The following is a 20,963-nucleotide window of genomic DNA, read 5'->3' on the forward strand; positions in this document are numbered from 1 at the left end:
TACTAGGATTTTTTGTGAATCATTTTGCAATGATAGAGCCGTTACTTTTAATACCTATCGTAGTCCTTAGCTGGTACGGTAGTCGAGTAGCAGGCATCATATTGTCTGTTTTTATTGTTTCTATAACTTTGTTTATAAATGTAATAGCGATAGACTCGTTCACTTTTTCGGGAGAATCAATTATTTATGTATTATTAAGACTGACCACTTATATTTTAGTATCACTATTAGTTATTAACTATAGACGAGTCCATAATTCAGAGTTTGTTATGGCTAGTACTGACAGTTTAACTGGGCTTTCAAATTCTAGGAGCTTTTATCTAGATTTAGCTAATGAAATTCTCCGTTCAATCAGATATAAGCATGTGTTTTCTCTGTCTTATATCGATATCGATAACTTTAAAAAAATCAATGATTCGATAGGGCATTTAAAGGGGGATGAATTGCTTATTTCTGTAGCGAATTGCTTAGTGTCTAGCTTACGAAAAACAGATATTATCGCTAGATTGGGAGGTGATGAATTTTCAGTCATATTTCCCGAAACTAGCCAAGCAGAAGTAAAAAGTGCATTTGCCAAAGCGAGTGAAGAGCTAAGAACAAAAATGCTTAGCAAAGGATGGAATGTGAGCTTTAGTGTGGGTATTGTCACTTTTGAAACGTTACCTACGGATTTAAAAGAAGCGATGAAAATCGCAGATGAATTAATGTACAGTGTTAAAAATAATAAAAAAAATGATGTTGCCTATGAAATATGGCAAGGAAAACTCAAATAATCTCGAGAAGGGTAAGATATCCCCCGAAATAAGCTTAAGTTTTAAGTTGAGTTTCATTTTTTAATGGTTGTTATACCATTATAGAAATTAATTTTATTCTGTTTTATCCTTAAACTCACACAAATCTTCAATGATACATGAACCACATTTTGGTTTACGGGCAACACAAATATAACGACCATGAAGAATTAGCCAGTGGCGAACATCCACTTTAAATTCTGCAGGTACTACTTTTAAAAGTTTTTGCTTAACTTCTAATACATTTTTCCCCATGGAAAATATAGTGCGATTTGATACGCGGTCGATGTGAGTATCTAACGCTATTGTTGGCCAGCCAAAGATAACCATGGTAGATTTTTATTAAAGCCTAATTTTACTAATCGAAAGCGTTGCTATTAATCGATAAAATAATTTTGATGGCTGCCTTGCCATCAAAGCAGCGATAAAGGCTTTATAATGTATCACTTGACCTCCTTGTGCAGCAGCATTTTTATCCCAAGGCATGAACCAGGTTATATTATTGAAGCGGATTAACTGAACTAAAATAGCTTCTGAATGCTTACAAAAAAATAACAATCATCTAGGTTACACTCTGTTACACTGTCCAACATATTTTTAAGGGCAACCATTAGCAAAAGTTAATGGACGCAAAACTACCAGCCTAAGTGGTTTACATACGGTCGTGGGGTTACAAAATATACGGACATATTTTATATCACATCAATGTAGATCATTTTTACCTAACATTATATGAGGTATAAATGTCTAACATCTTTAAATCTTCAGTCACATTATCTATGTCACTGGCGTTAATACTATCTGGTTGTGGGGGAGGTGGTGGCTCAAGCAGCGCTAACGATGGTGATGGAAGTGCCCCAACTTCTGCGACAGTATCTATATCAGCAAACCCAATGACAGTGATGGTAGAAGAATCTACAACAATCACTTGGTCAAGTGCTAACGCATCATCTTGTACAGCTTCTGGCGCTTGGACTGGCGAAAAGTCATTATCTGGTAGTGAATCCATTGTTATGAATGACTTTGGCGAGCAAACTTTTACACTGACATGCGGAAGTATTGCTGCAAGTACAATTGTTACCGTTAACAGCGATAATTCAGAAGGCTCTTGTGTAAACCCTCATAGCGCAATGGTTTATGAATCATACCTAGGTGACTATGAGTCTCCAATGCCACAAAACTTTTTTAGTGATGAAAGCTATAAAGGGGTTGGCCTTAAGGATTATGGCGTTGAGTGGATTTATAACAATTACAAAGGAAAAGGCGCTAGCTGGATCCGAGACTGTTCAGAAACACAATACATCAAATTAATGTACAGAACGACATTAAAGCGATTAAAAAATCACGGTGTAAACACAGTTTCTATCTATAATTTCGGCTACTGGCAAGATGTTCAAGCCGACTCTTGGTTGGTGGACCATAACTCTAAGCATTTAGATGATTGGGTGATTGAATACATTGTAGAGGAAGGTCAAAAATTAGGCTTGGAGCTTCACTATATTTGGCAGTTCTTAGGACAAGATACAAATCAAAATTGGTTGTTCGACGGGCTACTTGAGACTGGTTATGTCAGAGTAGATATGCCGCTATTAAAGAAAATTATGGATACACATGAAACTCACATGTTGTGGGAAGCAGAACGCCTAGAAACACTCGGCGTAGGTGCTATTTCAGCAGATTGGAGTGCTATGTGGCTATGTTTTCATTGTGGAATAGACGAACATCACACTCAGGAAGAGACAGACGAACTTAAAGATTATTACATGGAAAGAATGGGGGGCATCATTGATAAAATTAAGGAAAGGTTCACTGGAAAAATTTATGTTGGTGATGGTCCTCAATGGAATGATAAGCGTGTATTCGATAAAGTTGACGGCATGATATTACCATTCGGACATCTACTAACAGATGATGAAGTGGCCACTGCTACTGTTGAATTAATAGCAGAGCGGGCGACTCAATTTATTGAAGATACCCATAAACAATGGCGTTGCTTAGATAGCCAACCTTGTTGGTATAATTCAAGTGAAACTATCCCTAAAGTAATTTTTAACTTTTTTGGTCAGAGCCACGCCTCATTTTTATCAACAGGTTGGATTGAAGATGGTTTCTGCACATCAGGAACTATCAATGGTATTACAACTGATTGTGTTCAAAGTGAAGTAAAAACCGATTTTTCTGCACAAGCAATATTTACCGAAGGGTTGTTGCGAGCCGCTGATAATCAACCTTACTTTGATACCTTAGGTACAACTACTGCGACTGGGTATTGGTTATCAGATACCTTGATACCCGATGAGAATCAACGTATCAATACCGTAGAAGGTTTTCCTAATATGTCACAATCGATTAGAGGGAAACCAGCAGAAAAAATTATTAAATATTGGTATACGGGTGAGTTTGAAGCATATGAACCAATGATCATTGATTAATGTTTTAAGCGAACTATCACTTGATTTAAAATGCGTTTTGAAAGCCGCTAATACTTTGATGAACCCTCACAGTGGCACCGGTGAGGGTTTGTCTTTTTAAGTAGAGGCTAAAGGATACTCATAGAAAATTTTTTATGAGGCTACTGTTTATTATTTTTATAAGAAACACCAATACTTTGGCATAATGTCAAACAATTCATCAGAAATGATCGAAGAACAACAATTATTCTGTTTATCCTTAAACTCACACAAATCTTCAATAATACAAACGCCACAACGAGGCTTTCATGCTACACAGGTACAGCGACCATGCAAGTTTAGCCAGTGGTGTACATCTATTTTGAACTCTGCGGGCACAACTTTAAGTAACTTGTTTTCTACTTCTACCACATTTTTACCCATGGTAAATTTAGTACGGTTTGAAACGCGATCAATATGTGTGTCGACTGCGATAGTCGGTCAGCCAAAAGATAATGAAAGTAGGTGCTAAAAGTCTTCTTAGTTGTGTCAATAGCAGACTTAGAAATTATGCCCATACATTTTGTCGAAATCAGGTATACGGGTTTCCCAAATTGGGAGCTTTTCCCCAACCATTTCTTTGAGTGTTTGTATAAATAATTTAGTTTTCATCGGCGCATTTCGGTGAGGGTAGACCGCGTGAAATGTACCATAGTCTATTAAGTTAAGGTGTGTCATTATGGGAACGAGCTTACCATCCAGTATTTCGTTTTCTATCATCTGAGCAGTAGTTACTGCCAGCATATTTCCCGCAAGTGCCGTATTAATCAGCATTTCAACTTCATTGACCCTATAAGTAGGAGTTAACTGAAAATGAGCTTCACTCCCCGAACTATCCATATACTTAAATTTATCAATGACTAGCCCTTGAGCAGAATAAACAACCGCTGGCAGACTTTCCAATTTTGGAACTGTTTTTGGAGTTCCATATTTTTGCAAAAATTCAGGAGATGCGACAATCAACAATCGATTTCTGGCAATTTGTTTAGCAATAAGATTTGACTCTTTCGGCTCACCAATACGAAACCCTATATCAAAACCTTCACCTACAATATCAACCACTCTATCTTCAAGTAGCAACTCTACTCGAATATCTGGGTATAGGGTTTGAAACTTTAATATTGCTTTTTGTACATATTGGCGACCTAACAATGTCGAGCTAGAAATTTTAAGTTCACCTCTTGGCTCACTATGATAGTTTTCAGCTAAACGTTTAGAGTTATTTAGTAAGTCTCTCAATTGTTTTGCTTGGCCGACCATTTCACTCCCTGCAACAGTTAATGACAGCGAACGTGTTGTTCTATTCAATAACTGAACCCCAAGTTCATCTTCAAGCTTTACAATCTGCTTGGAAATAGCAGATCTATTTACGTTTCGGTACTCCGATACCTTTGCAAAACTGCCTAACTCAGAAACTTCTAATAGTAGTAATAGTCTGCTTGCTAGATCCATAAATTCGCTCATTGGTTCCAATAAGGAAACATTATAATTCATTTTTATCTGTTTTTGGATGTCAAAAAGGATATTAAATTAGCTTCATGAACTTGTCGTGAACAATATCGATTTACGAATTCTTAAGCAAAGAGGCAATGACTATGAATAAACTCATCATCACAAAAGAAGCAGGTATCGCAACTGTTTTAATTAAAAACCCGCCTGTTAATATTTTAACTATTGATTTAATTAATGAATTGAACCAGTTTATTTTGTCGTTAAAAGATGAACGTGAAATTAAAGCCGTTGTATTTAAGTCATTTCATGACGCATTTTTTATTGCTCATCTCGATCTTAATGTTATAAATGGAACTCAGGGAGGGCAAGCTGCGTCAATAGAGTTTAATCACATGATTGCAAATATTAAAGCAATGAAGCAGCTTTCAATTGCTATTGTTGACGGTGTTGCTCGTGGTGGAGGCAATGAATTTGTAATGGCATGTGATTTAGCTTACGGCACTGAAAACTCAGCGTTCGCTCAGCCGGAATTATATATAAATATACCTACGGGCGGCCAGGGAGCTGTACAATTTGCTCGCCGATTAGGTAAAGGGAAGGCTCTACAAGCTTTATTAACAGGCGCAGATTTTACAGTTCAACAAGCTGAGCAATTAAACATTATCACTCAATATGTTCCTAAAATTGAGATGAATGAGTTTCTGCAACAGTTATTATTAACGGTTAGCGGTTGGGAAGTACGCGATATCGTAATGTACAAAGAGATCATTACTGCTTCGATTATAGATGAAGATGTTGGCAGTGAATTAGAGTTGAGGTACTTTTTAGAGCGAGCAAAAGAAGAAAAAACTCAAACTATTATCGCAGCCTTTTTAAAACATGGCGGTCAATCAGAGCGTGAAGCAAATGATATTCAAGGGATTTTTGTTGATACAGCCAAAGAGTTATCAAAGTAAGCAATAGGTAATAAAGTTGTGACAATTCCTCTAAGGTAATTGTCACAACTACTACTACTCTATTAACTTAGAACAATCCAATTATTTTTTAATGTCTTTGGATCGCACAAAGTTAACATCAATTATTCAGTCTTATCTTTAAACTCACACAAATCTTCAATAATGCAGGCGCCACAGCGTGGTTTACGAGCCACACAGGTATAACGACCATGTAGAATAAGCCAGTGATGTACATCAACCTTAAACTCTGCGGGCACAACTTTAAGTAACTTGTTTTCTACTTCTACCACATTTTTACCCATGGCAAATTTAGTACGGTTTGAAACGCGATCAATATGTGTGTCGACTGCGATAGTCGGCCAACCAAATGCGGTATTAAGTACTACGTTTGCTGTTTTTCTGCCTACACCCGGTAAGGCTTCTAGTGCTTCGCGGCTTTCTGGTACTTCACCACCATGGAGGTCTACCAACATTTGGCAAGTTTTCATGGTGTTTTCGGCTTTGGTATTAAATAGTCCGATGGTTTTGATGTAAGACTTCAGTCCGTTTAAGCCTAAATCGAGTATTGCTTGCGGGGTATTTGCAACAGGGTAGAGTTTTGCGGTGGCTTTGTTAACGCCAACGTCTGTCGCTTGAGCTGACAGTAATACAGCAATGAGTAATTCAAACGGTGAATCAAAATTTAATTCAGTGGTCGGATTGGGGTTGTCATCGCGTAAACGTGTCAGTATTTCTAAGCGTTTTTCTTTATTCATTGTTATGTTATTTCTATCTATAAAATTTATTGAGCATCAAAATTCACGCGAACACGCTCTATAGATTGTTCTGTTTCTTTTGGCTTACGTTCTGCTGCTTTCTCGTCAATAATATTTTTTATGGCAATCAGAAAGCCCATGGTGATGAAAGCACCTGGAGGCAGTATTGCTAATAAAAATTGGGTGTCCAATTGATATACTTCTAGTCTTAATATACTGGCCCAACTTCCTAGCAGTAAGTCGGCACCATCAAACAGTGTGCCTTGTCCTAAAATTTCACGAATAGCCCCTAGTACAACGAGAACAGCAGTGAAACCAAGCCCCATCATTAAACCATCAAAGCTGGCTTGTTTGACTGGATTTTTCGAGGCATATGCTTCAGCGCGGCCAATTATGGCGCAATTGGTTACAATTAAAGGTAGGAAAATACCAAGCGATTGATACAAACCATAAGTAAATGCATTCATCAACAGTTGAATTAAGGTCACAAAGGCTGCGATGATCAATACAAAGATAGGGATCCGAATTTCTTTAGGTACCCATTGGCGAACAACTGATACCGTAGCGTTAGAGCCTACTAGCACTAACAACGTTGCCAAACCTAAACCTAAAGCATTGGTAAGTGTAGAGGTAACAGCTAACAGTGGACACAAACCTAACAACTGGACTAATCCTGGATTATTTTTCCATAATCCTTCCCAGGCGAGATCTTTATATTCTTGTGTTATTTTCATTGATTTGTCTCACACATATTCGGTTGTTCAAAAAGCGAAGACATATTTTTGTTGAAGAATAATGCTGCTTGTCTCACTGCTTTAACTACGGCCCTAGGCGTAATGGTCGCACCGGTAAATTGATCGAACTGTCCTCCATCTTTTTTTACCGCCCAGCGAGACTCATTCATGTCGTCAAAAGTCTTACTATCAAAACTTTTCACCCAATCACTCTTTCGTAATTCCACTTTGTCGCCTAGGCCTGGTGTTTCTTTATGCTTTAATACTCGAACACCGGTAATAGTGCCATCAACAGTAAAAGCGGAAATGATAAAAATGTTGCCATTATAGCCATCAGGAGCAACTGAGGTAATAGCAGCCCCAGCAGCTTGCCCATTCAGCGTAGCAAGGTAGGCTATTTGTGGCGTATTTGAGCCAAGCTGTTCATCGGTAATACCAACACAGTGTTCAGACATGTCATTGTTGTGAATCGTTGCAGGAACAATACTCTTAAGTGTACTCAATAATTGAGCTTGCTCTTGTTTCTTTATTCGGTTCTTTGTGAACTCAAAGGTGATTCCAACAATCGCTGTGCAAACAATAGCGAAAATAGCGAGGATTCGAGCATTTTTCTCTATGGCCAGTTTCATCATTTACGCTCCAAATCATGACCATAGGTGCGTGGTCTGGTGTATTGATCAATAAGCGGTGCTGCCATATTACACAGTAAAACGGCAAAGGCAATTGCATCAGGGTAGCCGCCAAATTTTCTAATAAGAAACACTAGCAGGCCAGCGAGCGCACCAATAACCAGTCGTCCTTTAACGCTCGTCGCACCTGTGACAGGGTCTGTTAAGATAAAGAATGCGCCAAGCATTGTTGCACCGGAAAACCAATAGAACATGGTGGATGCATTCATATCAGGGCTGATGAAAAAGGCAACAAGAGAGCAAACAAACAAGCTGAGTAAAAAACTAACAGGGGTCGTCCAGTCTATGGCCTTTTTAACGATTAAAAATAATCCACCCAGTAAAAAACCTGCATTGACCCATTCCCAGCCGAGAGCGAAATTGTCACCAAATACAGGCGAGTTTAATCCTTCATTAATTGTATGACCAGTGGTTAGGCTCGTTTTCAATGTGTCGAGCGGTGTTGCCATGGTAAAACCATCAATACTTGTCCGCAATTGTTCTGTTGAAAAACCAGCTAGTGTATTGTTGGTAAAAATGACCGATAACGTATCTTGAAACGTTAATTCCATTGATACAAGAGACAATGGAGGTAACCAAGTGGTCATTTGTAATGGAAACGATATTAACAACATAACGTAGGCAGACATTGCAGGGTTAAAAGGATTGTGGCCTAAGCCTCCATACAACTGCTTGACAACGGCAATCGCAAAAACGCTACCTATTACGGTTACCCACCAAGGAGCGATGGCGGGTACGCAAATGCCAATCAGTATGGCTGTTAAAATGGCGCTTCCGTCAAAAATCTGCTGGCTGATGTTTTTATTTCGCAAAGATAATACAAAAAATTCAGTCAGCAACGCAGTCATTACCGCTAGCGCAATATGAATAAGGTTGCCCCAACCGAAAAAATACCACTGCGCAAATATGCCAGGAATTGTTGCGAATATAACCAGACGCATCAGCGCAGAGGTTTTTTGCTGTATATGATTGTGGGGAGAACTAGCTATCCAAAATGCCATAAGTTAATTTGACTCAGTTCGTTGTTGTTTTTTGGCTTGAGCTTTTGCTACTGCGGCAGCAATTCGCTTTTTCTTTTCGTCATTGCTCGAATTCTTTTGTGCCGAGCTATCATTTTTTGATTGTTTGTTGAGTTGAGCTTTCGCCTTAGCTTTGGCGATTACAGCGCTAACTTTTGCCTTTTTATCTATCTCAACTTCATTATCGATTTCTTTGTTTTCTTGAATGGTCGTATCGTCATCGACTTTTTCTCGCGTTTCACCGTTTTTTGATACTTCAGCCATACCATGGACTTGCTTTTGGGCTAGTTTTTTAGCTTTGGCTTTAGCAACTGCGGCGGCTATTTTTTGTTTTTTATCTAATGCCGACGATTTGTCAGATTTGTCAGATTTGTCAGATTTGTCAGGTTCGCTTTCTGTTTCTATAACTAGTTTACCTGTTGTTGTAGCATTTTCTTCTGCTTGCTGTTCGGCAAGCTTTTTGGCTTTAGCTTTTGCGATTGCTCTAGCAACGGCTGGTGATTTTTTCGGAGATGTTGATGTTTGTTCATTTTGTTGAACTGTTGAGTCGTCGATGGTGGTGCTAGGAGCTGTATTGACGTGCTGCACTGCATCTTGCTGGATTTTTGCTTTTGCTGCTTTTTTTGCCTTTGCTCGAGCGATGGCTGCTGATACTTGAGACTTTTTATCAATTGCATCATCATCATTGGTTAAAGAGCCATTAGTGCCATTTTTTACTGTATCTGGCTGTGGCTCTTGTTGTGTTTTTTTCGCTTTCACTCGGGCAAGTGCTGCCGCTACGGCTGATTGGGCATTGCTGCCATCAGCTGATTTGGCATTCATTGCAGCTTTACGAGCTTCAGATGCCTTACGTTGTTTTTCTTCTCGCTCGCGTTTTTCTCGTTCTAGCCGAGATTTACGTGCCTCAAATCTAATTTTTGCTTTTTCTGCTTTGATTTCCATTAACTGTTTTTGACGAATATCAGCTTTCGCAATACGGTAATAGTGGACAAGTGGAATATGACTTGGACATACATATGCGCAAGCTCCACAATCGATACAATCAAAGAGGTTAAGCTTTTGAAGTTGCTCATGGTCATTAGCTTTAGCACTCCACTGCAATTCCTGAGGCAATAGTTGACTAGGGCAAACCTCGGCGCATTGGCCGCAACGAATACATTCAACTTCTTTTTGATTACTATCAATTTCTTTTTCAGACGGTGCTAACACGCAGTTAGTGAATTTAACAACAGGTATTTGGTCAGATGGCAGAGTGAAGCCCATCATAGGCCCACCCATTATAATACTCTTCATATCCATATCAGGCTTATAGCCAAATTGGCTGAGCAAACTTGCAACAGGCGTCCCAAGGTAAGCCCAAATATTTTGCGGCTTAGCCAATGCTTGACCTGATACCGTAATAACACGTCGAATAAGCGGAATATCGTCAATGACTGCTTCTGCGATTGCAAAACAGGTGGCAATATTTTGCATGATAATCCCCTGGCTTGAGGGGAGGGTGCCGCTCGGAATTTCTTTGCCGGTTAGTACTTTTATTAATTGTTTTTCGCCACCAGTAGGGTATTTGGTCGGCAAGGCGCAAACATGAATATCATTAAAAGACTCAGTCACCTTTGTCAATGTTGCGATAGCGTCGGGCTTGTTGTCTTCTATTCCGATCAGGATATGCTCAGGGGCAAGCAGCTGCTTTAGTATTTTTATGCCTTCCACTACTTTTGCGCTGTGTTCGCGTATAAGCAGATCATCTGCTGTAATATATGGCTCACATTCCGCGGCGTTAATGATTAAAAACTCGATGTTGGCTTTCGTATCAACTTTAATGTGTGTCGGAAAGCCTGCGCCTCCCATCCCTGAAATCCCTGCATTGGCAATTTTTTCAACGATTTCTTTACTTGATATCTGCGTGTAATCACTACAAATATCTTTCTTGCGCCACGTATCTAACCCGTCAGGTTTAAGAAAAATACATGGTTCACTTAATCCTGAAGGATGAGCAACCATATGATCTTCGATTTTGATGATTTCACCGCTTGTTGATGCGTGTACGGGGACCATCATCGGTAAGCTTGGCTGAGTTAAGGGCTGACCTTTTAAAACTTTATCGCCTGGTTTTACCAAGAGATCAGCTGGAAGGCCAATATGCTGCTGAATTGGAATGATTAACAGTTCTGGAATAGCACTGTTCTTAATCGGTTTATCATTGGTGAGGAATTTTTGCTCAGGAGGATGTATGCCGCCATGAAACTTCCAGAACTGACCTTTTTTAATTCGTTCTATTATTGCTTGCACTGTTCAATCACCTAATCAATCTGAGCCACTGGAATAGCATTTAAGTCCCATTGCCAGTTTTTTGTCGTTTGTGGGATAGGTAACATCTCAATACAGTCGACAGGGCATGGTGCGACGCATAAGTCACATCCTGTACATTCATCAGCAATAATGGTGTGCATTTGTTTCGCGGCGCCAATAATGGCATCAACAGGGCATGCTTGTATGCACTTAGTACAACCTATGCAATCTTCTTCAATGATAAAGGCAACTTTAGGGCTATTGTCGCTAGCATGGCTTTCGTCAAGTGGCTGAACTTCAACGCCCATTAAATCAGCTATTTTTTTGATGGTACTCTCACCACCAGGGGCACATTTATTGATGGCCTCGCCGTTGGCAACGGCCTCCGCGTAGGGTTTACAACCAGGATATCCACACTGGCCACACTGGGTTTGTGGAAGTAGGGCGTCTAGTTGTTCAACAAGTGGATCTCCTTCTACTTTAAAACGTTCGGATGCATAGCCAAGCAGAGCGCCAAATAGGCAGGCGATCAAACCTAAAACGAGTATCGCGATAAAAAGATTAGCCATTACAATTTTACCAAACCAGTAAAGCCCATGAAGGCCAATGACATTAGCCCAGCCGTAATCATGGCTATTGCGGAGCCCTTGAAAGGTTTTGGTACGTCAGCGTTGGCAAGTTTTTCTCGCATTGCCGAAAACATAACAAGAACAAGTGAGAAACCAACGGCAGCGCCAAAGCCATAAACTAGAGATTCAAAGAAGTTATGTTGCTTATTTACGTTAAGCAAAGCAACACCTAATACGGCACAGTTAGTGGTAATTAGTGGTAAGAAAATACCTAATAAACGGTATAAGTTAGCACTGGTTTTGTGAACAACCATTTCGGTAAATTGCACTACTACCGCAATCACCAATATAAAGGACATAGTCTCTAAATATTCAATTGATAAGGGCACTAAAATATAGCTATTCACTAGATAGCTAAGCAAGGACGCTAGTGTCATTACAAATGTCGTGGCAAATGACATGCCAATAGCAGTTTCGGTTTTTGAAGATACACCCATAAACGGGCATAAGCCTAAAAATTGAACCAGTACAAAGTTGTTCACCAAGACTGTTCCAACTAGCAATAACAAATAATCTGTCATACCAATAATAAAGACGGTAAAAGTCCGGCCATTATCCTTTTTTATTGCGCAATTAACAACATATCTTCTGTAGGGTTATTACTAATTATGCCCTTACCTATGAAAGGAGTCATTGCAAGCTCCTTGATGTGTGTGATTTTTATCCAAAAAAAAAGCCTGATTCGCAGACTTTTTTCGGCGTTGATGTTTTTATATGGGTTTAGGTTTGCCAATATAAAACCCTTGGCAACCATCGAGGAATAGTCGGTCTAATGTGTGCTTTTCTTCCTGACTTTCAACACTTTCTGCCAGGACATTGATACTCAAACGATGGGCCAAATCAACCATTAACCGTAAAAAGTACTGATTATTTTTATCATCATCAATATCACGGGTGTACGTGCTATCCATTTTAATAAAGTCAGGTTTTAAATCTCTAAAGAATTTAAATGATGTAAGCCCCACACCAAATCGTTCTACACATACTCTTGCACCTGAGCGATGCACCATGTCAATAAATCGTTTACTGGTTTTAATATTTTGTTGTAAGCCATGCTCGGTGATTTCGAAAATAATACGAGGCGCAATGTTTGGTTCTCTTAATAGACGTCGTTCTAGCCAAATTAAAAATTGTTCGTCTGTTATTGTACGCGCACTAATATTGATACCAAAACTCTGGTCGACAATATTTTTTGAAGCAATCTCATTAAGTGTTGTTTCAATAATAAGCTTATCAACGGCTGATATCTTATCCAACTTCTCTGCCATAGCTATAAAAGAAGCTGTAGGCAACATTTCATCATTAGAGTTTAAAAATCGAGCAAGTACCTCACTGTAAACCTTACTGTTTCGATTTGTCGGTTGGATCGGTTGAATTAACAAACTTACCCGTTGATTTTCCACTACGCTTTCTATTTCTTGACGCCAATTTTGATTACCACGATTTACATCATTACTTTTAAGCGACTCAGTGTCTTTTTGAACATACCAAGCATTAATATGTTGCGTTTGCGCAATACTAATACCTGTATCAGCCAAAGCGAGCAACTCTCCCAGTGGTTTTGTGCGATCAAAATAAACCAAGCCAGAATAAGCAACAGAGTCAAGATCTGACGCTTGCTGAAACTCATTAAAACGACTAGTTAAATCGGCAGCATAATTTTCAGCTTCTTTAAGCGTGACATTAGGCAATACGGTTGCAAAGTCGGAACTGTTTAATCTAAAAAGTTCGCCAGAGCGATATGCAGAAACACCTTTGTTCAATATTTTTGATACATTGACAATGTAATTATCGCCTTCGTGATAACCATGAATTTGATTAACGGTTTGTAGCTCGCTACAGCGTGTTATTATTAGCACTCCAAATCTAACTTTGCTTTCTTTACTCATTACATTTTCATAAAATTGAACAAATTTATTGCGATTATCCAAATGAGTTAAGTGATCGGTATAGGCTTCTTTTTCTAGTACGCTTGAATTAGCCACTTGTGATTCGATAAGCTGTTTAATTTCAAGAATACCTTGCTTGAGCTCTGGTATGTCGACTAAGTCCTCTACTGCACCGCTACCTTCTGGTGCTTTGATAAGTGCTAAATCAATCTTTATCTGCTGATTTATTGCATGGAAAAATTTTTCACTGTGACGCTTACTCATAATGGTCGCAAATATTATCAATAGTGCAATTACAGAAGCGACGACGCTAAGCAATTTGGCTATTAGTATCGATTCATTCGCATTAGAAAGTTGGTACTCAATGGCTAGGTCAATATTTTTCATTGAGACCGTTTTAAGTTCTGGTTGTAAAAAGGCGAATGAAAACGCTTTTTTACTATTCTTATAGCTATATAAACTTTCTTGGTTTGAAAATTTTCGAATTACTAGGATGTCATAATCAGCATTCTTCCTAAGTGTGCTAGACATTTCCTTTTGATTATTATGTAAAGCGTTTGCAACTGAATAAATACCTTGCTGATGAAGGTCTTGTTGCTGTGCACTATGCTGTGCAAGAAAATAAAAGGCTAATAATGTGGTACTGGCTGTAAACACAATACCTAGTAGCGCATTTCGAATCAGCAATTGGGAAAATGTGTACATGACTAACGTTTGCTCTCCGAGTTATGAAGTATCTTATAGCTCAAGTGGCACTTATAACATGAATGTTACAGGTTTACTATTAACTGCTTGTAAATAGTAATGTTATTTAGTTTTGATTTTAGCAGTAAATTATTTGCTTTATGCAACAATTAATATTTAAAGGAATCGTCATTACGTCTTGCTATCGCGGTGGCGCCAATATATAATTCGCACCAGATTTTTAACGCAAGAACACACTGAGAAATAACGCATGCGTTATTTTGTTCTTGAGTTGTAAGTTAGCACCAAGTGCTAACTTGAATCTGGGTCAGTGATAAAAGCCCCAGAATTGGGGTTTTTTTGGTTATAGGGCTTTATTTTATAACCAAATACAGCAGGATTTTTCGCTGGGCTTTATGCCCTTTTTTTATATCTGGAGAAATTGGATTGGCAAAATTTGAACAAAAATTAACTGAAATGCTTAGGCCATCAGTAGAACAAGTAGGCAAAGAGTTACTGGGTATTGAGTTTATCAATGCGGGTAAGCATTCCGTTCTTCGTTTGTTTATCGATCATGAAAATGGTATTGACGTTGATGACTGTGCAGAAGTGAGTCGTCAAGTAAGTGCTATTTTGGATGTCGAAGATCCGATCAGCAGTGAATATAGTTTAGAAGTATCCTCTCCTGGCTTAGATCGCCCTCTATTTGATTTAGCTCATTTTGAGGCTGTTGTCGGTGAAACCGTCGACGTTAAACTTTCAATTCCGTTAAATGGTAGAAGAAAGTTCAAAGGTGTTTTAGACGCCGTAGAAAATGACATGTTAATTGTAATTGTAGATGGCCAAGACTATGAGTTGCCACACAGTAACGTTGACAAAGCAAACTTGGTTCCCAAATTTTAAACTTTAATATAAAGGCTAAAGAGCATGAGTAAGGAAATTTTACTGGTTGTAGATGCCGTCTCAAATGAGAAAGCAGTGCCTCGCGAAAGCATATTTGAGGCGATGGAAACTGCACTTGAAACAGCCACTAAGAAAAAATATGAAGGCGATATCATTGTACGTGTTTGCATTGATAGAAAAACAGGTGAGTTCGATACTTTCCGTCGTTGGTTAGTAGTTGAAGATGATCATCAAATGGAAAACCCATTTGCAGAAATGAGTCTTTCAGCTGCGCAATATGAAGCGCCTGAAACTGTATTGGGTGATTATGTAGAAGAACAAATTGAATCGGTTAAATTTGACCGAATCACCACACAAACAGCAAAACAAGTCATCGTTCAAAAAGTACGTGAAGCAGAGCGTGCATTAATCGTTGATGCATATCAAGATCAAGTAGGTGAGCTAATCACGGGTGTTGTTAAAAAAGCAAACCGTGAAAGTGTCATCTTAGACTTAGGTAATAATGCTGAAGCCATTATTTATCGCGATGACATGTTACCGCGTGAAGTTTTCCGTCCGGGTGACCGAATTCGTGGTTTATTGTACGCAATCAAACCAGAAGCTCGTGGTGCACAATTATTCGTATCTCGTGCAAAACCTGAAATGCTTATCGAATTATTCCGTGTCGAAGTGCCAGAAATTGGCGAAGAGATGTTAGAGATTAAGGGCGCAGCTCGTGACCCAGGCTCTCGAGCAAAGATTGCTGTTAAAAGTAACGACAAGCGTATTGACCCAGTAGGGGCATGTGTAGGTATGCGAGGCTCTCGTGTACAAGCAGTTTCTGGTGAATTAGGCGGTGAGCGTGTCGACATCGTATTGTTCGATGACAACCCCGCACAATTCGTTATTAATGCGATGGCTCCAGCTGAAGTTGCATCAATTATTGTTGATGAAGACAAAGGCACTATGGATATTGCTGTTGAAGAAGGCAATTTAGCCATGGCGATTGGCCGTAATGGTCAGAATATTCGTTTAGCAAGCCAGTTAACAGGCTGGGAACTAAACGTCATGACTGTTGATGACATGAATGAGAAGCATCAAGCTGAAAATGACAAGGTGCTAAATTTATTCACTGAAAAATTAGATATCGACGAAGATTTCGCCACTATGCTAGCGGAAGAAGGTTTCACTTCATTAGAAGAGATTGCCTATGTTCCAGCAAGTGAATTACTTGAAATAGATGGTCTAAATGAAGACATCGTTGAAGAGCTTCGTGAAAGAGCGAAGGCAAGCTTAACGACTCAAGCATTAGCAAGTGAAGAAACACTAGAAGGCGCAGAGCCTGCTGAAGATTTATTAAACCTTGAAGGTTTAGATAAGCATTTAGCATTTGTCTTTGCAAGTAAAGGTGTTTGTACGTTAGAAGACCTTGCAGAGCAAGGCGTTGATGATTTAATCGATATCGAAGAACTGGATGAAGCAAAAGCAGGTGAATTAATCATGGCTGCTCGTAACATCTGCTGGTTTAATGAAGAATAAGAACGCCGGAGAACGAAACAGATGGCAGAAGTAAAAGTTGAACAACTTGCCAATGAAATTGGTACGCCGGTCGAACGTTTGGTAGGCCAATTGGCTGACGCAGGCATCACAAAGACTGTAACTGATTCGGTAACTGAGCAAGAGAAAGAAACTCTGCTTGAGTACCTAAAGAAACAACATGGCGACGAGTCGGCAGCGCAACCTAATAAAATGACGCTGAATCGTAAGAAAAAATCTACTTTAGTACTAGGTTCTGGCAGTAAAGCAAAATCGGTACAAGTAGAAGTGCGCAAGAAGCGCACTTATGTCAAGCGCAGCGACCTCGAAGAGCAGCAAATTGCCGAAGCAGAAGCGAAAGCTGCTGAAGAAGCAAAAGCACAAGCCGAAGCAGAAGCGGCAGCAGCAGCAAAAGCAGCTGAAGAAGCAAAAGCAGCTGCAGCTGCAAAAGCAGCAGAAGACGCTAAAGCAAAAGCCGAAGCAAAAGCTGTAGCAGATGCTAAAGCAAAAGAAGCAAAAATTGCGAAAGCAAAAGAGCTTGAAGAAGCTAAGAAAGAAATGACGCCAGAAGAACGTGCCGAAGCTGATGAAATTGAGCGTATTCGCGTGGCTCAAGAAGCAGAGCTTGCAGCTAAAGCGGAAGAAGAAGCGCGTAAGAGTGCTGAAGAAGCTAAACGTTTAGCGGAAGAGAATGAAGCACGCTGGAAGAAAGAAGCCGAAGAGCGTAAAAAGCATGAAAATGATGTTGTTCATGTTACGTCTTCTAAATATGCGCAAGAAGCTGAAGACAAAGTGGATTCTGAAGATGAAGGCGGACGCCGTCGTAAGAAGAAGAAAGCAGCGCCAGATCGCAACGCTCGTGGTGGTCGTAAAGGTCGTGGTAAGCAAACACTATCTGCACCTCAAAGTTTAAAACATGGCTTCCAAAAGCCAGTAGAAACTAAGCTTAACGACGTACGTATTGGTGAAACTATTTCAGTTGCTGAATTGGCAAACAAAATGTCGGTTAAAGGCGCAGAAGTAGTAAAAGTCATGTTCAAAATGGGTGCGATGGCAACCATTAACCAAGTGATTGACCAAGAAACTGCCGCTTTAGTTGCAGAAGAAATGGGTCGTGAAGTGGTTCTTGTTAAAGAAAATGCCCTTGAAGAAGCGGTATTATCAGATCGTGGCGATACAGGTGATGCAATCACTCGTGCACCAGTTGTAACAATTATGGGACACGTTGATCACGGTAAAACGTCATTGCTAGATCATATTCGTGAAGCTAAAGTGGCTTCAGGCGAGGCGGGTGGTATTACTCAACATATTGGTGCATACCATGTTGAAACTGGCCACGGCATGATTACCTTCTTAGATACTCCAGGACATGCTGCGTTTACCGCAATGCGTTCTCGTGGTGCTAAAGCAACGGATATTGTTATTATTGTTGTTGCGGCTGATGACGGCGTTATGCCTCAAACAATTGAAGCAATTCAGCATGCAAAAGCATCTGATGCGCCAATTATTATCGCTGTAAACAAAATGGATAAAGAAACGGCTGATCCTGATCGCGTTAAGAGTGAGTTATCACAACATGATGTCCTCTCGGAAGAGTGGGGCGGTGACGTTCAGTTCTGTCACGTGTCAGCTAAAACAGGCTTAGGTATTGACGAACTACTTGACTCAATATTATTACAATCAGAAGTGTTAGAGCTTACGGCTGTCGTAGACAAAATGGCAAGTGGTGTTGTCGTTGAGTCAAAACTTGATAAAGGTCGTGGCCCTGTCGCAACGGTACTTGTTCAAGAAGGTACGTTAAACCAAGGTGATATTGTACTTTGTGGTTTAGAGTATGGTCGTGTACGAGCTATGCGTGATGAATTAGGTAGAGATATTAAGTCTGCTGGCCCTTCAATTCCAGTTGAAATCCTTGGTTTAAGTGGTGTGCCGCAATCAGGTGATGAAGCTACAGTTGTTAAAGACGAGAAAAAAGCACGCGAAGTTGCTTTATACCGTCAAGGTAAGTTCCGCGATGTGAAACTTGCTCGTCAACAAAAAGCTAAACTTGAAAACATGTTCACTGATATGGCTGAAGGTGAAGTTTCTGAAGTAAATGTGGTGCTTAAATCTGATGTTCAAGGTTCATTAGAAGCTATTTCTGACTCATTAGTTAAGCTTTCTACTGACGAAGTTAAAGTTAAAATCATCGGCTCTGGTGTTGGTGGTATTACTGAAACTGATGCATCTTTAGCAGCAGCATCAAACGCGATTGTTGTTGGTTTTAACGTACGTGCTGATGCATCTGCTCGTAAAGTTATTGAGTCGGAGAAAATTGACCTGCGTTATTACAGCGTGATCTACGCATTGATTGATGAAGTGAAGCAAGCGATGAGCGGTATGCTTGCACCTGAGTTCAAACAAGAAATCATTGGTCTTGCTCAAGTACGTGATGTATTTAAGTCGCCTAAGATTGGCGCAATCGCTGGTTGTATGGTTACCGAAGGTATCATCAAGCGTAGCGCGCCAATTCGTGTACTACGCGAAAACGTTGTAATTTACGAAGGTGAGTTAGAATCACTGCGTCGCTTTAAAGATGATGTTCAAGAAGTTCGAAACGGTACTGAGTGTGGTATCGGTGTTAAGAATTACAATGACGTTAGAGTGGGTGATCAGATCGAAGTATTTGAAACTGTTGAAGTGAAAAGAACACTTTAATCGTTTCATTATATGAAATTTGTTAAATGGGGGCTTAGCCCCCATTTTTAGCTATCATAGTTATGAAATTTATAACTTTAGTAGCTTAATTTAATGTATTTAGGAGTTTGCTATGGCGAGAGATTATGCTCGTACTGACCGTGTAAGTCAGCAAATACAAAAAGAAGTAGCGATGATTATCCAACGTGAAGTTAAAGATCCGCGTTTAGGCATGGTCACCGTTAATGCAGTTGAAGTGACGCGAGATTTAGCTTACGCAAAAGTTTTCGTTACATTTTTCACTCTGGAAGATCAAAGTGCTGAAGAGTCAATCGTGATTTTGAATGAGGCAGCAAGCTATATACGCACGCTGTTAGCCAAACGAATCAAGGCACGAATAATGCCTGAATTACGATTTGTATTTGATAAGTCCATGATTGAAGGTGTAAGAATGACTAATTTAGTTAACCAAGCGGTTGCTGAAGATGAACGTCGTTCTGGTGATGTTGAAGAAGACGGAGAAGAATAACTGTGGCGAAACGTCGTAAAGGCCGTCCAATTAACGGCATTTTGCTATTAGATAAGCCGCTTGAAATTTCTTCAAATCAAGCGTTGCAGAAAGTGAAGCGTATTTATTTTGCACAAAAAGCAGGGCATACAGGTGCTTTGGATCCGTTAGCTACCGGGATGTTGCCTGTTTGTTTAGGTGAAGGTACTAAATTCTCTCAATTTCTACTTGATACAGATAAAACTTATCAAGTGACAGCGAAGCTCGGTGTAAGAACTACAACGAGTGATGCTGATGGTGAGATTGTTACTGAAAAAGCGGTTGATGTCTCTGATAAGCAATTATTAGAAGCGTTAGATACTTTCAGAGGAACCACTCAGCAAATACCTTCAATGTTTTCTGCATTAAAATATCAAGGGCAACCATTATATAAGTATGCCCGTGAAGGTATTGAAGTTCCGCGAGAAGCTCGCGATATAACCGTATTTAGACTTGATTTATTGCGCTTTGAAAATGATGAAGTTGATTTAGAAATTCATGTTTCGAAAGGTACCTATATTCGTACTATCGTGGATGATTTGGGCGAGCTTTTAGGTTGTGGTGCCCATGTTTCAATGTTACGCCGCGTATCTGTTGGCAGTTATCCTCGAGACAAGATGGTAACATTAGAGCAGCTAGAAGGTTTGCTTGAACAAGCAAAGCAAGAAGGTGAAACACTTTCTACTTATATAGATCCGCTTTTAGTGCCCATGAATACCGCACTTGAAGGTATGCCTCGCGTCTCTGTAGATGAACAATCGGTGGTTTATTTGCGGCATGGTAACCCTGTTCAAGCTCAAAATTCACCTAAAGACGGTTTTGTGCAAGTGTATGTCGATGATACTAACGAGTTTATCGGTGTTGGACAAATCAATGAAGACGGTATGGTTGCGCCAAAGCGCATTATTGTTGAGCACAGCGACGAAATAATCAGTTAAAATGTCATGTCAGTGACATGACTTTAGCGTTTGGCGTATTTTAGCTT

Annotated in this window: 17 protein-coding genes, 2 pseudogenes and 1 riboswitch; of the genes and pseudogenes, 8 read left to right on the plus strand and 11 right to left on the minus strand. The window is 39.7% G+C overall.

The genetic code is table 11. The features are described from left to right. The first annotated feature begins 14 nt into the window (after positions 1-14). The gene (locus tag QUE03_RS07080) at positions 15-773 is read left to right on the plus strand and encodes a GGDEF domain-containing protein (RefSeq protein ID WP_286266547.1); all 759 of its coding nucleotides are present in this window, start codon (positions 15-17) and stop codon (positions 771-773) included. Positions 774-866: 93 nt separating this feature from the next. On the opposite strand, the pseudogene QUE03_RS07085 reads toward QUE03_RS07080, so the two are convergent. Further along, a pseudogene (locus tag QUE03_RS07085) lies at positions 867-1,112 on the minus strand (endonuclease III); the annotation flags it as partial. A 271-nt stretch (positions 1,113-1,383) separates the two neighbouring features. Then, positions 1,384-1,469, plus strand: a riboswitch (cyclic di-GMP riboswitch). 65 nt (positions 1,470-1,534) lie between these two features. Here QUE03_RS07085 and QUE03_RS07090 point away from each other — a divergent pair. After that, positions 1,535-3,223 (plus strand): glycoside hydrolase family 113 protein, encoded by a 1,689-nt coding sequence (locus QUE03_RS07090; protein ID WP_286266549.1) that lies wholly within the window; start codon positions 1,535-1,537, stop codon positions 3,221-3,223. A gap of 288 nt (positions 3,224-3,511) precedes the next feature. Here the strand turns inward: QUE03_RS07090 and QUE03_RS07095 are convergent. Next, positions 3,512-3,682: pseudogene (locus QUE03_RS07095) on the minus strand (endonuclease III); the annotation flags it as partial. Between the two features lie 60 nt (positions 3,683-3,742). Next, entirely contained in the window at positions 3,743-4,693 is a 951-nt protein-coding gene (locus QUE03_RS07100; protein ID WP_286267785.1) for a LysR family transcriptional regulator, read from the minus strand. A 143-nt stretch (positions 4,694-4,836) separates the two neighbouring features. Between QUE03_RS07100 and QUE03_RS07105 the strand changes: the two genes are divergently transcribed. Further along, positions 4,837-5,649 carry an enoyl-CoA hydratase/isomerase family protein gene (locus QUE03_RS07105; RefSeq protein WP_286266551.1) on the plus strand — a complete coding sequence of 271 codons (813 nt, stop codon included), beginning with the start codon at positions 4,837-4,839 and terminating at the stop codon, positions 5,647-5,649. A 122-nt stretch (positions 5,650-5,771) separates the two neighbouring features. Here QUE03_RS07105 and nth read toward each other — a convergent pair whose 3' ends face one another. The 8 genes from nth to QUE03_RS07145 all read right to left on the minus strand — a co-directional run bounded on the left by nth (position 5,772) and on the right by QUE03_RS07145 (position 14,358). Continuing rightward, entirely contained in the window at positions 5,772-6,404 is a 633-nt protein-coding gene (gene nth / locus QUE03_RS07110) for an endonuclease III (protein WP_286266553.1), read from the minus strand. Between the two features lie 26 nt (positions 6,405-6,430). Then, positions 6,431-7,138, minus strand: a complete 708-nt coding sequence (locus QUE03_RS07115) for an electron transport complex subunit E (protein ID WP_286266555.1) — start codon at positions 7,136-7,138, stop codon at positions 6,431-6,433. Further along, positions 7,135-7,770 carry an electron transport complex subunit RsxG gene (rsxG, locus tag QUE03_RS07120; protein WP_286266558.1) on the minus strand — a complete coding sequence of 212 codons (636 nt, stop codon included), beginning with the start codon at positions 7,768-7,770 and terminating at the stop codon, positions 7,135-7,137. Before rsxG ends, QUE03_RS07115 begins: the two co-directional genes overlap by 4 nt. Beyond that, positions 7,767-8,828 (minus strand): electron transport complex subunit RsxD, encoded by a 1,062-nt coding sequence (gene rsxD / locus QUE03_RS07125; RefSeq protein WP_286266559.1) that lies wholly within the window; start codon positions 8,826-8,828, stop codon positions 7,767-7,769. Before rsxD ends, rsxG begins: the two co-directional genes overlap by 4 nt. A 3-nt stretch (positions 8,829-8,831) precedes the next feature. Further along, positions 8,832-11,135 (minus strand): electron transport complex subunit RsxC, encoded by a 2,304-nt coding sequence (gene rsxC, locus QUE03_RS07130; RefSeq protein WP_286266561.1) that lies wholly within the window; start codon positions 11,133-11,135, stop codon positions 8,832-8,834. 11 nt (positions 11,136-11,146) lie between these two features. Then, positions 11,147-11,704 carry an electron transport complex subunit RsxB gene (rsxB, locus tag QUE03_RS07135; RefSeq protein WP_286266563.1) on the minus strand — a complete coding sequence of 186 codons (558 nt, stop codon included), beginning with the start codon at positions 11,702-11,704 and terminating at the stop codon, positions 11,147-11,149. Next, positions 11,704-12,285, minus strand: a complete 582-nt coding sequence (gene rsxA / locus QUE03_RS07140; RefSeq protein WP_286266565.1) for an electron transport complex subunit RsxA — start codon at positions 12,283-12,285, stop codon at positions 11,704-11,706. Before rsxA ends, rsxB begins: the two co-directional genes overlap by 1 nt. Positions 12,286-12,474: 189 nt before the next feature. Next, entirely contained in the window at positions 12,475-14,358 is a 1,884-nt protein-coding gene (locus tag QUE03_RS07145; protein WP_286266567.1) for an EAL domain-containing protein, read from the minus strand. A gap of 426 nt (positions 14,359-14,784) precedes the next feature. Between QUE03_RS07145 and rimP the strand changes: the two genes are divergently transcribed. The 5 genes from rimP to truB all read left to right on the plus strand — a co-directional run bounded on the left by rimP (position 14,785) and on the right by truB (position 20,916). Then, complete coding sequence (gene rimP, locus QUE03_RS07150; protein WP_286266569.1) at positions 14,785-15,240, plus strand: ribosome maturation factor RimP; 456 nt, start codon at positions 14,785-14,787, stop codon at positions 15,238-15,240. Between the two features lie 24 nt (positions 15,241-15,264). Beyond that, a complete protein-coding gene (gene nusA / locus QUE03_RS07155) occupies positions 15,265-16,758 on the plus strand; it encodes a transcription termination factor NusA (protein WP_286266571.1) in 1,494 nt (497 codons plus the stop codon). A 21-nt stretch (positions 16,759-16,779) separates the two neighbouring features. After that, positions 16,780-19,452, plus strand: a complete 2,673-nt coding sequence (gene infB / locus QUE03_RS07160; RefSeq protein ID WP_286266573.1) for a translation initiation factor IF-2 — start codon at positions 16,780-16,782, stop codon at positions 19,450-19,452. Between the two features lie 112 nt (positions 19,453-19,564). Continuing rightward, positions 19,565-19,960: a 30S ribosome-binding factor RbfA gene (rbfA, locus tag QUE03_RS07165; RefSeq protein WP_286266575.1), complete on the plus strand. Its 396-nt coding sequence runs from the start codon at positions 19,565-19,567 to the stop codon at positions 19,958-19,960. Positions 19,961-19,962: 2 nt separating this feature from the next. Continuing rightward, positions 19,963-20,916, plus strand: a complete 954-nt coding sequence (gene truB / locus QUE03_RS07170; protein WP_286266577.1) for a tRNA pseudouridine(55) synthase TruB — start codon at positions 19,963-19,965, stop codon at positions 20,914-20,916. The last annotated feature ends 47 nt before the right edge of the window (positions 20,917-20,963 follow it).

This window comes from Thalassotalea atypica, from assembly GCF_030295975.1.
Classification (GTDB): Bacteria; Pseudomonadota; Gammaproteobacteria; order Enterobacterales; family Alteromonadaceae; genus Thalassotalea_F; species Thalassotalea_F atypica.